General features: G+C 49.1%; 14 protein-coding genes. All 14 read right to left on the bottom strand.

Going from position 1 to position 14,037, the window contains the following annotated elements:
• Positions 1-164 precede the first annotated feature (164 nt).
• The 14 genes from K9N75_RS07980 to K9N75_RS07915 all read right to left on the bottom strand — a co-directional run bounded on the left by K9N75_RS07980 (position 165) and on the right by K9N75_RS07915 (position 14,037).
• Positions 165-1,253: a tail fiber domain-containing protein gene (locus K9N75_RS07980; protein WP_224452370.1), complete on the bottom strand. Its 1,089-nt coding sequence runs from the start codon at positions 1,251-1,253 to the stop codon at positions 165-167.
• A gap of 62 nt (positions 1,254-1,315) precedes the next feature.
• Positions 1,316-2,314 (bottom strand): DUF6453 family protein, encoded by a 999-nt coding sequence (locus K9N75_RS07975; protein WP_095661880.1) that lies wholly within the window; start codon positions 2,312-2,314, stop codon positions 1,316-1,318.
• 44 nt (positions 2,315-2,358) lie between these two features.
• Positions 2,359-5,541: a TipJ family phage tail tip protein gene (locus K9N75_RS07970; RefSeq protein WP_224452445.1), complete on the bottom strand. Its 3,183-nt coding sequence runs from the start codon at positions 5,539-5,541 to the stop codon at positions 2,359-2,361.
• Between the two features lie 50 nt (positions 5,542-5,591).
• On the bottom strand, positions 5,592-6,203 hold the full coding sequence (locus K9N75_RS07965) for a tail assembly protein (RefSeq protein WP_375374056.1): 612 nt from the start codon (positions 6,201-6,203) through the stop codon (positions 5,592-5,594).
• Between the two features lie 33 nt (positions 6,204-6,236).
• Complete coding sequence (locus tag K9N75_RS07960; protein ID WP_224452444.1) at positions 6,237-6,578, bottom strand: hypothetical protein; 342 nt, start codon at positions 6,576-6,578, stop codon at positions 6,237-6,239.
• A 45-nt stretch (positions 6,579-6,623) separates the two neighbouring features.
• Positions 6,624-7,334 carry a C40 family peptidase gene (locus K9N75_RS07955; protein ID WP_224452443.1) on the bottom strand — a complete coding sequence of 237 codons (711 nt, stop codon included), beginning with the start codon at positions 7,332-7,334 and terminating at the stop codon, positions 6,624-6,626.
• Position 7,335: 1 nt separating this feature from the next.
• A complete protein-coding gene (locus tag K9N75_RS07950; protein ID WP_224452442.1) occupies positions 7,336-8,091 on the bottom strand; it encodes a phage minor tail protein L in 756 nt (251 codons plus the stop codon).
• Entirely contained in the window at positions 8,091-8,447 is a 357-nt protein-coding gene (locus K9N75_RS07945) for a phage tail protein (RefSeq protein WP_051874091.1), read from the bottom strand. Before K9N75_RS07945 ends, K9N75_RS07950 begins: the two co-directional genes overlap by 1 nt.
• Before the next feature lie 25 nt (positions 8,448-8,472).
• On the bottom strand, positions 8,473-11,547 hold the full coding sequence (locus K9N75_RS07940) for a phage tail tape measure protein (protein WP_224452441.1): 3,075 nt from the start codon (positions 11,545-11,547) through the stop codon (positions 8,473-8,475).
• Positions 11,531-11,794 (bottom strand): phage tail assembly protein T, encoded by a 264-nt coding sequence (locus tag K9N75_RS07935; RefSeq protein WP_051874090.1) that lies wholly within the window; start codon positions 11,792-11,794, stop codon positions 11,531-11,533. The genes K9N75_RS07940 and K9N75_RS07935 overlap by 17 nt, the downstream gene beginning before the upstream one ends.
• A 65-nt stretch (positions 11,795-11,859) precedes the next feature.
• On the bottom strand, positions 11,860-12,255 hold the full coding sequence (gpG, locus tag K9N75_RS07930; protein ID WP_043491641.1) for a phage tail assembly chaperone G: 396 nt from the start codon (positions 12,253-12,255) through the stop codon (positions 11,860-11,862).
• A 58-nt stretch (positions 12,256-12,313) separates the two neighbouring features.
• Positions 12,314-13,051, bottom strand: coding sequence for a phage tail protein (locus tag K9N75_RS07925; RefSeq protein WP_043491639.1), 738 nt, complete (start codon positions 13,049-13,051; stop codon positions 12,314-12,316).
• A gap of 9 nt (positions 13,052-13,060) precedes the next feature.
• Positions 13,061-13,462 (bottom strand): phage minor tail U family protein, encoded by a 402-nt coding sequence (locus K9N75_RS07920; RefSeq protein WP_043491637.1) that lies wholly within the window; start codon positions 13,460-13,462, stop codon positions 13,061-13,063.
• Positions 13,459-14,037, bottom strand: a complete 579-nt coding sequence (locus K9N75_RS07915) for a phage tail protein (protein ID WP_043491634.1) — start codon at positions 14,035-14,037, stop codon at positions 13,459-13,461. Before K9N75_RS07915 ends, K9N75_RS07920 begins: the two co-directional genes overlap by 4 nt.

Here is a 14,037-nt window from a genome sequence, read left to right as displayed (position 1 = left end):
CTCCTTCATACATCGAATCAGCATAAATCCACCAAGCTAGTTTTGAAACCGGCAGGCAAGCCTTTGCTTATTATAGTGTTAAAATCAATATCATGGCACTACTATTGTCACTGCGCCGGAGTCTTGCATACGCTCCGGCGCAAACTTATGAAGTACTAGCAGGCTCATTCATTACGCAAAAGCAGATCTACCTTTTTCTTCAAATCTGCTAACGCCATACCCAGTTTTTCCCTCTCCAGCTTCTCAGCCTTTAAGGCTGCGACCAGAAAACCAATCACCCCCATAGGCTCAACACCATAGGTTAAGTTATTTAAATCACTATCAGGTTCAACACCTTCCACCTCCCCTTCGTCGTTATATTTGGGGACTAAAGGCGATTTTGTGCTGATGATATCAGGGAGGATTTCTTTAAATTCCTGAGCAATGATCCCAGCAGATGGAAGCCCGCTATCTTTGAATAGGTATGTATAACCGTTAACTTTGTCCAATTTTTCAAGCGGGTTTTCAATCGGTTCAATGTTATCTTTTGCATCTCGATCACACGTCTGAATAAGTGAAACGCATGATATGTTTCCTTGCGTATTAAAATCCCCATTCTGACGCATGGAAAAATATTTTTCGGTTCCCGGCTTGGTTGCCGCTGTTGTGACAAAGACTAAATCACCAAAATTCTCACAAAACCAATAGGCCATTTGCAATAGTGTGGATGGATACTTAAACCCATATACACCCCAGCTGCTAGAGCTAGTAATTACGTGCACTGAGCCACCAACGTCTATTGGGGTAGTAACTCTCCCGCCTGCTTTATTATTCACCGTATCCCATCTTGGGTCGGTTTTAATATCGTTTATTTGTGTGACTATTCCACCCCATGCGGGGCCAGTAAAACTGCTGCCATCTGGAAGTTTTACGGTGACATTTCCTGTCGCACTAAATACCTGCTGCCAATTCTGTTTATCGTAATTCAGTCCACGCAGAGCCTGCGCTGTTTCTGCTGCAAGTTGCGCAGTAATAGCGTTCATTGTATCGCGTGGTACTGCTGACCATGCTGCCCCCGCTTGAGTTGGTCCATCATAATTTTTGAGCAGCGTAACGCCAGTGGCACTATTTACGGTTTTAACTGGCAGCGTATAGGTCACTCCACCCACGACAGAGACGATAAAGTCCCCTGCCTTTAAATCTGTGGTAAACGCCGTTCCTGCACCCGATACCGCTGCAGAGTTATTTGTTAAGGTTATTGTCCCTGCTGACATAATGGCCTCTGACTTTATGAAATAAAAAACCCGCGCTCGGCGGGCTTATGGATTTTTAGGATCTAGACGTTGTGGTATAGAGTGGCGTCAAGTATTGGGCATGGAAGTGGATAATTGGCAATATTTGGCGTGGCGCCCCCCGTATTCAGACTGGTGTATTGATTTCGCGCTGACCGGCCAGATCCCACATTCCTACCATTTATCGTGAAACCTCGAATGGGTATAGTCCATAGGCCATTATTGATGGCGTCATAGCCGCAACGTCCCAGCGGTATCATTGGCTTATCTACGCCAGTATCGACGGTACCCGTTCCAATGTTTTTCGTTGTTACTTTTGAGAATGGAATATGTGCACTGCTATATACCAATCTCCCCGACTTATTCCAGATTGCTAGTCCATACTTCGGCAATGTTAGATTGGGAACTTCTCCGAACGCCGTGAGGTAAAGAGTCGTTGCGGCCGTTGATGAAATAGTTTTATCTGCATGGTTCATTTCAACCACTGCAGATGGGTTACTCCACCAGCCAAATACTGCATCTCCGGATCCGGCTATATCTGATACGTTAATCGTCGCATTAGCTGCAATAGAGCGCACGGCGTTGGCACGAACATAGCCGATTTTAATTGTGTCTGTGATAGCCTGTGGTGATGTGCCACCAAAGAATGCTACCCCATATGAATTACTACTTATTTTCGGGAAGGTTGTTGTTTGGTATACGCTAATTGATAGCGGTGCCTGCTGCGCACCAGGAGCATCGAGTTTAGTATTGAAATTTATAATCAAATTACTACCACTACGAGTAAATCCGGTAACGCTAACAAAATCCACGCCGACATAGGGCGATGGCGCAATGATTGCCGCGGTTGATACGTTGTATATCAGCACGATTTGCGCCGATTCTGGCACGCCCCCCAACACATTGAAGGTCATAGAGGTCGCAGTTGTATAAGCAAGATTAAATTCAAGCTTTGTAACAAACGTCAACATGCCGCTTGCAACGTCGGCAAGGTTAAACATCCTCCCCGTATTTGGGTTTCTCACCGCTAGACCGTAAGCCATATCTCCACCTTAAAAACAAAAGGTGGCCTAAGCCACCCAGGGAATTACCAAACGCCCGTTAATCTTCCAAATTGCGCCAAAACCACACCATTTTCATCCCTAGATGTGATTGTTTGGTTGGTCTGTTTCATTGCCCCCTGACCCGGTGTACTACCGTAGTTCTCAAAGGTACCATTTCTAAAACCAATTCTTAACCCAACGCTATTCTCAACAAAGTTATCTGATTGTAGATAGTCAGCAATTTTTGCCGATCCTATAGAAGCCTTTTGAATAAATGCGTCATCGATGAACACCTGCCCATTAACAACTGCAAACGGTGAGTACTGGGTATTACCGCTTCCGCTCATTAAAACAAACTGATCGGCATTGAACCCTATGCGAGTAACAACTGGTTTCCCTGTAGGTGCCAACACGGCTATCGACATGCCTGCATTATAAAAAACACCATTTATGCGAACGCCAGCTTTAAGAGCATGAATTGCCGTTGCACCATCAGCATCTACAGTTGCCGTTAGCTTGTCTTCAAGGACAGAGGTCACATCCTCAAACTGCGCCTGAACCTGAGTTTTCATCTCGGCCATAGCCCTATCAACTTCGGCAATCGTTGTCTTTACTACCAGAATATCCGCGCGAACCTCCCCGTATTGTGCCCACTGATGCTCTACAGTGGCGTTATTGGCCAGCGCATTTTGTATGATCCCTTCAATATTCGTATCAATATCACTGGTTAGCTTCTCACCATCTTCAGAGGTTAAAAATTCATCCCCAATGCCCTCCAGATAATCCCCCGCGTTACCGTTTGACGCACCACGGATCCACCCCGTCCAATCCCCTTGATTACCAGTACGATCAACAAGGCGCGCGCTATACCAAAACTCCTGCCCAGCCTTTAATCCAGTTTGCGTATAGCTTCGCTGTGGATAAGGAATATCAGAAAGCAACATGGCATCACCGCCGCCAGCGGTTGTGGAGTATTGAATTTCAGTTTTTAGCGTATCTTCAGCACCATCTGGAAATCCCCAAGAAAGCAAAATCCCCCACAATAGTGGATCAGCCTTGAAACCTACAGGCAACGGCGGCTTTCCTTCTTTCCCATTAAGCTGCGTCTCAAGTGACGTCGCCCACAGTGAAGAAATATCGCTGGCGTTGATAGCACGAACGCGGACTAAATAACGACCCGCGTAAATACCGGGAACCTCGAAGCCCAGTGCCGACGTGCGCGGGACTGATACCCAGTTACCGTTATCTTTTCGCCACTCAGCCTCATACGCTATCGCATTCTTCACCGCGTTCCACGTCGCACGCAGCGTAGTCACCGCAATCCCTTGGTTGACGCTTGAATAGCTGGTAATGAGAACATTTTCTGGTGCTACCTGAACACCCGGAGGAATAACGGAAATGGGACGTTCGTCTATGCGTGCGCCGGTATCAATCCGTGCATATTTGTCCGGATCATGGTAAGCCCCAACGATGGTGTATGTGTTGTCGTTGTTGTCTGCCACACTCACAACGCGGTAGAGCTGCACTGCGAGTTCATCAGCATCAACTGCCCATACTGATTCGGCCTGCGGAGTTTCACTATAGCTCGTTGTCACCGTAACAAGGCGACCATTTACCGACTGCACCGTTCTGGCCTGACTGATACCAGAAGGTAGATTAACGATCAGACGGTCACCGCTCTTAATGTCTGGCTCGCGGTCGAGGCGAACATTTCGCCCTTCAACGCTGCTAATGCGGCCTCCCATAACTCGCCCTGAGAGCATCTGATCGGCAACGCCAATAATATGCCCCGGAAACGGGATTAAACCATCGAGCCCCACGGAAAACTCAACCGTTCGGTCTTGGCTATTACTCAATAATGCCCAACGGCCACGGCGATTAGCCTCGCTTTGACGCGTACAACCAATGGCCGTGATCTCGGTCTGATTCACCCCATAGCGGCGTACTAATGCATTTTCGAACACCGACTCGACAGCATCGGCATAATGATTGGCTGGGTCTGACCATCCCACCATAGCTGTGGTGTACCGTGTGCGTTCGCTCGAGGCTGAGTATGCAAACTTCCCATTGATAACGTTGGCGCGCGTATATGTGTAATCCAAGTCTCGCGGCATATCTGCCAGTGTCACAATCTGATTTTGCCCGTAACAGGTCATACCGCGGAATATCGCGGCAAAGTCCGTTAGAACGGTCCACGCATCTTCACGCGATTGAATGTACACATCACACTTAAAGCGTGGCTCCATACCATCCGCGCCGCGTCCATCGGGTACCAGTTGATCACAATACTGCGCAATACGATAAAGCTCAGATTCATCCACCTGCGTGGAGTCAATGCGTTGGCCTAACCCGTAACGATCAGAGACCAAGATGTCATAGAACACCCATGCTGGGTTATCAGTCCATGCCCACTTGAACCCGCCCGTCCAGACACCAGAATATTGCCGCGTGACCGGTTCATAATTATCCGGCACTCTGACGATCATCATCTTTGGTCGGCATGTCACTTTAGGGATCTTTTGAAACTGCTTGGCGTTAAATTCTACGTAGAGCAGCGCAGTGTTTGGATAGCGTAATTTGGCATCGATAACTTCAGTGTAAGCCTCAACATTCATCGTGTCGGCAATACGACCGCTATTAGCGTTGGCGGTGAGACGGCGAACACGCAACTGCCAGCCGGTTGTCGCTGTGGGTAAATCAATACGGTGGCTGCGCTCATAAAGCGTTGTCGTTTTGCCATCAACGGCAGATTTAAGCACCTCACGATATGCGCCACCGTCCGTGGCCACATCGATAGCGTATTCAATTTTGTAGCCGTTCACATCGCCGTTATCTTTTTGCTGCTGCAATGCAGGCCAGCCGAACCGCAAACGCACTGCAGATAACTGAGTATTGTTAACCGCACGCACCCACGGCGCCGAGCTCTTAAGTTCGGTGCCAATGGTGATTTCATTCTCAACAGCAGGCACACCTTTGATATATTCTTGCGATTGAGTACCGGGGCGAAATTCCCAACTTACCCCCTCGAAATTCGAGCTACCGTCCTCATTAGTGAGCGGCGTTCCATCTAGGAAAATATTGGTACCATCAAGGCCACCAGCCCATTCTCCCTCACCCAACGCGAGCAATATTTTGGCAATGGCCATCGACTGGATACTATCGGGTGATTCAACAGGCGTATGCCCACCACCACCGCCACCTTTCTGGCCTTTAATCTCGTTTATCATATTTCACCCATAAAAAAACCCGCCGTAGCGGGTCTTGTGAATTGATATGTTTATTGCTGGTCTTCGGTATATATCCCAGCAGAAATAACTGCACCGCCGATCTCCCGTTCACCATAACCGATGGCAACCGGATTGCCCTGAGCGGTACTGTTAACAGGACCGCCAAATGCATAGCTGGGTTTATTGTCCGGATCTTGTCGCATTCGAATACCAGCCTGTTGGGGGGATAGCATTTGGACTACACCACCGAGCGCCATCGATGCACCCGCCATTCCTATGCTCCACGCTGTAGTCGATGTAACTAACCCCAACCCTATAGGTCCCATTGCTAGAGCAGCGCCAATTAAAGCAACGCCTAAAATTGTTTGGAAAAGTCCACCGCGTTTATTTCCAATAATTACAGGAAGTAAATGAATAGGCTCAGAGCCTTTAGTCATTTCCAACTCATCCAAACCAACATTGCGTTTACCAACAAATACTGCAAACGTCAGGCCACGCTGGTGAGCCTCCATTAAATATTTTTCGAAATTTGGAATTAAGTTTTTTGCGGCACTGACCATCTTAGGGACACTGCTAGCCCTATACGTAAATTCTTTTCCAAATTCATTGATTAGTAATCCATGGAAGATTAATTTTCTTTCGGGGAGTGTTATGAATGACATTTTATCTCCATAAAAAAACCCGCAGTTGCGGGTTTATTTGCAGCTTAAGGCTATCTGCCTTAAGTCATCTTTTTTATACAAGCCACGAAGATATAACTTAATGTTCGACTCGTTTTGTTCCACTTTTGATATATCAGCTACAGCCAATAAACTGTCCGTGTATACAGTTTTTCCTTCTGGTGCTGGTTGAATATATACCTTCATCGGACCATCAAGAAGGTTCTGGCTTTGCCATCCATATAGAATACATTCAGCCACAGCATCAGGAGATTTGCTCGAGTTGAAAGAAGTATCCGGCTTTTCTGACCTAATGTCAGATAGGCTTTTACATCCAACCAAGCCCAATATAGCTAACACAACGATTGTTTTTTTCATATCAGCATCCCTTTAGTTAATGCTCAAAGGGTACCATAAGCTTTATTAGTTAATCAGGCTCATATGTCTGACTATCTTCACAGTTCGATCTTTCCAGTAGCCCCCGTAGGGAACACGCTGACTCAACATGCCGTACATATGATGCAACAGCATCCCATCATCTAACAGAATACCGGCATGATTCGCGACCGGCGCGGAGACTTGCATTATCACCATATCGCCTGATTGAGGTGGGCCACTAAACTCACGAAAACCGCATTCATACCAATTATCCAGATAGAGATTTTCGCTTCCTGATTCCCACCATAGATAATCAACGCGGTAATCATTAAGCACAATGCCATGCGTTTGCCGGAAGTAGCTCATAACCAGCCCCCAGCAGTCTGTATGCCCTAATACAAACGCGCGCCCCACCAGCGGCAATTCCCCGCGCGGCATCATGGTGCGTAAGTCCCCTTCAGGATAACTCACGATATGCCACGGAATTGCCATCGCGTCACACTGCGCCTTATCCAGCTCACTCGGCTGCGTGGTGGCATCGGGATGACTATGCACAATCCCCGTTACGGTTCCCCATTCTTCTGCTGCAATATAATCCTCCGGAGATAAATGAAACTGTTCCGTGGGATTTTCCGCGATATTACGGCAGGGAAAGTAGCGCTCGACACGTGATTTCTGCGCCACCACGCCACAACATTCAGCTGGATAAACCTCTGCGGCATGGGCCACGATAGCCTGTATCGTTTTCTCTCTCATACTATTGCCTTATCAGTGCTGCACCCGGAAAGCCGCCAAACGGCACCGGATTGTTTTCACCATGCCGCTTTTGACAATCGCTGAGTAACCCACCGCATTTATCCTGACTCGGATCATCAACCGGCTGCCCATTCTCATCAAAGTAGCGAGTGCCCACGTAATCACACCCTTTACCCGTTCGGTACCAGCCGCGTGAGCACCATGTACACAGCGAGTGGATCTGGCGCGTCGGTATTTGCAGGCCACGTAAATCGGCAGGGCTCGCCAGCTCAAACTCAACGGTTTCATCGTTTTCGAGTGACTTACGGTCGATATAGTAAACCTGCTTTTTTTCCTGCTCGGGATCTGCGGTAGGATTGCCTTCGGGGAAGTTATTTGCATCGAGATAATGTGCCAGCGTGTCGTGAATAGTCACTTTAGCCTGCGCCATATCTTCGAAGCGTAGACAAAGCGCAGTAATCGAACCGTTTAAGTTAGCAAGGGTCAATGTAGGTTGGGCTGTGCTACCACTCGTCGCCATTTCTAATCCTTCTATTTGGCAAGGCCATGCACCGTATTCCTTTCCTTGCCACCAGATAGATTTTGCGGCGAGCTTAGCGTCATCCCCACCAGCCGCAGTGATTTCTTCCGGCGTATGAGACAGGTTATAAGCATGAAAACGCAATACTTCATCCAAACCAAATGCAGAGCCATCGACTTCAAACAGACGAACTGTATTACCCGGCTCCAATTTTTGGTAATCGCTATTTAGTGACATTAGACCTCCACAGCTGAAAAGGTTTGCTCAAAAGTCGCCGAGACTGTTGCTTGCGTTTTGCCGTTAGGAATTAATCGGATTGAATCTGCGCTGATAATGTACAACCCTTTATCACCATGCGGAGGCGTCCAAATAAATGCCTTAGTACAGTGACGACGACAAAAATCACGGATCGCAATGGCCACGCTCAGAGAGCCACGAAAAGAATAAGAAAACTTTATCCGCTCTGAGTTAATGCCACTTTCAGATACCTGCTTATATCCATCACCAAATTGCACCTCGCGTATTGTTCTGGCGTACTCCGTCGTGGGCTGTCCTGCGACCTGTGTAGGCCACATAAAAGTTTCAATTGCCATGAGCGTTCCTCAATGAATACGCTGATTAACGACCTTTCATCGCGTTAAAAAGCTGTCCTCCCGGACGAAGGGATTCACTAATATTGTCCTGACAAAACTGATCGAGCATTTTCATCATGGTTTTGCTCACAGCTTCATTGCCACCAGATGACTTAGATGTGGCTGATCCGTCATTTTGTAAAATAACGGTATTATGGAAAACGGGGCTTCCGCCGCCGCCACTTCCCGCAACCACACCTAGTTTTCCATTGGCGCCACGGCGTAAAGGTAAAATAGCCTCAGGGCCAGCTTCTCCCATGACACCACCCCCTTTAGCGAATGCAAAAAACGTCGGCTTATCGACAACCGAACCACTGTATGCGCTCAAACTTGCGGAGGAATACACCCCGCCTTTTGCATTGGCCTCAATGCCGCCCCATCCCATCGCACCAGCCAAGGATTTAACGCCATTTACCAGAGCCATTTTTACGAGAATTTCAGTCAACATACTGAGAATGGAACTGGTAAAGGATTTGAAGTCTGCTTTACCCGTCGTCAAAAAGGTGGTGAGTTGAGAACTTAAACCGGTCAGTGCTTGCCCTCCGGCATCTTTCATCACGCTATAAGCATCTGTTGCTGCATCTGCATAATCCGCCCACGCTTTTTGCCCTCCGGCCTGCCAATTCGATCGCAACTGGTCCTCTTGCTCCCACGTTTTTCGCTGAGCATCTAGCATTTCATTGAGACGAGGATTATCTTTCTGACCTGAAAGCAGTTGAGAGCGCTCGAGTCCTCGCTGCACCTCTCGGCTGGACTTTGTTTGGCTAGCCAGCAATGCGTCCCGCTTAGTTTGCTGCTGAAGAAGATACTTATCGGCCTGATCATTGAGGCGATTTAATCGCTCCTGTAAAACAACCTCGTCACCTACCGCGGCAACGCGGGCTTTATATGCCAATACACTCGACTTGCTGGCTAATAACGATTGTTCCTGCGTGGTGAGTTGGCGCTTAGTCGCAGCGGCCTCTAATACCGCGAATTGCGCCTGCGATTTCCATAAGTCTTTGCGCTGCTGGCTGATAACATCTGTCACCGCCTTGTGTTGTTGCAGAACCACCAGCTGCGCCTGCAGCGCTTGTAAATCAGCTTGACTTGATTCCTCGGCCTTATCACCCACCGGCGCTTTATACTGGGGTCCTTTACGCGTTTTGCTCGCCTGCTCTTTGGCAAAGCGCGCATTTTCACGCTTAACCGCCTCATCTTTTGCAGACTGTGATGCGTAGGAATTCTTGATCCGCAAAATCTCACGCTGATGTTTTTCCTCCGAGGTTTCATACTGCCGCTTGAGATCCTGGTCACTTTGAAATTGGCGCTTTTGTCGCTCCTGCTCTTTTTGCTCAGCGGCTGCTCGCGCTGCAGTCACTGAATCCTGATAGGATTTCTCACTCAGTTCACCCAGTTCTTTTTGCAGGCGGGTAACCAGCGCCTTTTGGCTACTGACCCGCTGAGTCTCTTGCTGCGAGATCAGAGAGTCATTTTTACGCCCATAGCCATATCCCGTGGAGTCCGCCGCCCCCCCACGTTGCAGACTATCTAGATCCTTTTGAGCTCGCTCGAGCTGTTGGCGGGTAGACTCTACCTTGTCTTTTAGTGTGCTCTCACGCCCGACATTCAGCATCTGATCCCACGCGCCGGATGCAGCATTGCCTAACCATTTCCACGCGCTCTCCAAGTCTCCGAGATTATTTTTAATATCGGCACTTCGAGCACGCATAGCATTAGCGTAGGTGTCCATCGCTATCCGAGCAGCATCCGTTGTACGTCCCTGCTCTGCCAGTGTAGTGATCTGCTCGAGTTGGGTTGCCGTTAGAAAGTGCAGCGTTTTATCCAGTTCCAAAACCGACTGCACGGGATCATCCTGCAAGCGTTTAAACTGCCTGATTGTCTCATCCACGGACTGGCCTACGCTGGCCTGCATCTTAGCGGCAGTATCTGCAATCATCGTAACGGCATTGCCAGAAAAACTACCGCTGCCCACCACTGAGGCTAACGCACTCGACATGGCGCCCTGAGTGATACCGCCGCCCGACAGTGATTTCGCCATAGACTGTAGTTCAGCCGATGTTTTACTCGCATAATTACCCGTTAGAATCAGTTGCCGATTAAAGGCCACGGCTTCTTCTGAACCTTGGTACCATGCTTTTCCCAGCACATAGACCGCTGTTGCAATCCCTCCCACAACGGCGGCTAAGCCTAATCCGCGTAGGCTCATCAATTGTTCTATCCATCCAGCACGGTTCGCCAAGGTAATGCCCGACCCTCGCAAGGCCCCAAAGTTACCTCGAGCCAGTTCCCCCACCAAAACACCCAGTTCACGACGCGCTGCCGCACTTTGTATGCCAAGGTTGCGGGTTGCTGTTTTAGCTGTCTCTAATTTGCGGATATACAGTTCTGCCGCATCACCAGCCCCGACTTGAGCCGCTTTGAAACGCAAAAGCTCAGTACCAGAAAGTTTCTGTGCGACAACCTGAGATTTTAGCTGCTGTAGAAATCGCGCTTTTTGCTTACCAGCCTCCGCCTCCGCCAGTGCCGTTTCTTTAATACGTGCGGAAGAATGCGATAGAAGAGTGAGATAGTCTTGCTGGGTAATGTTGCCATTTTTCCGCGCGGCACGGATCTGTTCCTGAATGCGCCCAAGCGATTGCATCCCGTTACTCAGCTGCTTGGTACCATCAATTTGTCGAAAAAATGAGGCCGTCAGCGCATCCTGATCGCGACCTAATGCCGCGCTCTGAGACTGACTCTCCTGTAATTTTCGGTTCAACTCCGCGACACGTCGGTGAGTTTCATCGACCGCTTTAGATGCTTTTTCCCAATCCTTTTTGAGCGTATCGGCCGTAGAAGACTGCTGAGATTTAACCTCGCTCATTACCCGAGCATTGGTATCCCCCATCCCTTTGATTGCGTTGGTTTGACTCTCCACCAGCTTACGCATTCGATCCGATGAACCATCTGCATCTTTCCCCATGCCTGATAGTTGCCCACGGATACGCGCCATTTGCTCTTTAAACGTGGCAGTATCTACATCGAGATTAATAACTAAGTCGCTAATTTGTTGGGACATATCGAACTCCCCCGTAGGCACCTTCACCGATCAGCATAAGTTCATCATCCGTTTTAACCTCTTCACGTTCTGGCTGGGAAAGCAGGCTAAAATCTTCAGCGCGTATTTCGCCCCCACTCGCGAACACGGTCACAAGCATCTCTTTCATCGTGGCAAACTCCGCATCCAGTAACTGGTCACTAAACGGAGTTAGCGCAAAATAATTTGCCCAATCTGAGAACTCGGTGGCGCTCATTTCACTGAGCATACGGCGCCAGTCTGGGCGCCGAAACTCATGAGCCAGACGCTGTGCAAATGCCCGCTCGCGGGCCGCTATTTTGCCAGCGGCTTTTCCTCTACCGGCTCAACGGTATCAGGCGAGGGAGCAGCCTCGTCTGCTGACTTGGGATGCATGCCGCTAAGCGCTAGCACTATTTCCACCGCTTCGTTAATTGCTTCGCTAGGCCATGTTTTTTGGATAGTTTGGTGAAGCTCATTTTCATCGCACTCTGGTGTTTCATGGGATAACGAGCGAGAAATCAGCCATGCATTTACATCCACATTAAGACGCACAAGCTGCGCTGTATGACGTAAACTTTCGCTTCCCTCATCGCTAATGGCTTCTTTCGAGGCTAAATAATCAAAATACTCCACGCGCTGTAATGCCGAGATTTGGTGCAATACGACAGACTGGCCGTTGTACTTAAACGTTTCTTTTTTCAAAAACATGACAAATACCTATAAAAAAGGCCCCAGTCAGGGGCCATTGAAATGAAATAGAGCGAAGTTACGCCACGGTAAACGTTGCTATGGCCACATGTTGGCCATCATTCGTCATGCCGATAATTTCGACTTTTCCCGCCTTAACACCCGTGACCGTAGCAACCTTATCCTTTACCACGACGGTCGCCGTTTTTAGATCTGATGATGCAACCCGCAAAGTGTTATCCGTGGCATTGTCTGGCTGAATCGCGAACGTGACACTTTCAGAGGCGCCAACCGCAATATTGCCGGTCGCAGGGGTGACGGTTACCCCAGTGACAGGGACTGCCGGTGTGCGTAAATCTTCAGCCAGTGACGGCTTGCCTGAGTTGGTAACTTTTACCGTGCGGGTAATGACTTCTTTCGCTGGGATCGCTTTGCCTAGGCTACTAATCCAACCACGGAACACATCAACCGCACCGTTGGGATATTTGATTTTATAGCCACGAACATCCCCTTCAGTAAACCATTCAACCAACCCTTGTTGGCCACTCTCTCCGGGTTTCCACGCGAGGGTAAAACTGGTATCCCCAGCAGATTTCTCTCCTTGCGCCGTGCTGCTCCAATCGGCGTTTTCATCATCGAGATAGGTATCATCATAGGATTCGGCGGTCATTTCGCCGGGTTGAAGATCTTTAATTTTCGCCAAACGCGACCAATCAGCATCGCTTAACGGGTTTCCATAAGGGTCACCCTTGCCGGTATAGAGCCATAGCGTGGTACCCGCACCTTTTACCGGTGCCAGTGGGTTAGGTGTTGTCATATAACATCCTTACATTGAATAAGTGAGAAGATAAGTCAGATCAACCGAGCCCCACGTCGCCATCTCCTCATCACGTTGGTAGTCATAACCTTGGGGGGTCATCGTCTCGATCAGGGTATCGAGCGTTGGGATATTGGACAGTGCGGGATAAATGTGCGACTCCATCCAGCTATCTAGCGCACTGTCTGGCTGGGCCGATTTAAGAAACACCTCAACATGTAACGCTGCTTGCCAACTATCCTCATCCAAGGTGTCTCCGGTGTATTCCGCATCAGAGAGATAAACGGCAACAGCGGGAAGATCTTGCTCATCAAGAAAGGCAGGGCGCCCATCAAACCATGTCACTGGCTCAGTAATTTCACGTTGAAGCTGTGACGTTACGGCCTGACGGATCTGGGTATGTTTGCTCATCGTTTGATATGTAGTCTCAGTTGATTTTTCAGCGCCGAGGCCAACTCTTTTGGCATGTCGCTATCGATAAGTTGTGACGACGATGCCATAAATGCTTCGGTCAACGGCCCAGACAGGGGGACCTTCACCACATCAATGGGATAACGGGCACGCCCAACACGGCGCATCACTTGCCAGCGGCCATTAGCTAGTTGCTGAATAAAAGCATTGCGAAAGGTGTAGGGCCCCACTTTAAGTACGCTGCCCTTACCGTGTTTGGCCTCTCTGCGACGAGAGAGACGCACACGCGCCGCGCCTAATTTGATCGCCGGAAGGTTGCCTCGATTTATTTTGATCGACGCAATTGGACGATCCGGTTTGGCCTTCCTTAATCGAGCTCGCTGCCTGACCAATTTGACAGGGAGCCCCTTTCGCCGGTTGTCATCCACTCGCGCTTCTTTTGCTACCTTACGCGTGCTGTGACTAATGGCTCGCGCGGCCACACGATTGACGGCCTGCGCCGTTGCCGTGGGCACCATTATCCGACTCAAGCTATTCAGATTTAGGATCGCCTGTTCAAGCCCTTTAACTGACAT

The organism is Hafnia paralvei, assembly GCF_020150375.1.
Classification (GTDB): domain Bacteria; phylum Pseudomonadota; class Gammaproteobacteria; order Enterobacterales; family Enterobacteriaceae; genus Hafnia; species Hafnia paralvei.
Note: the sequence above shows the minus strand (reverse complement) of the source record. Positions and strands in the feature narration are given on the sequence as shown.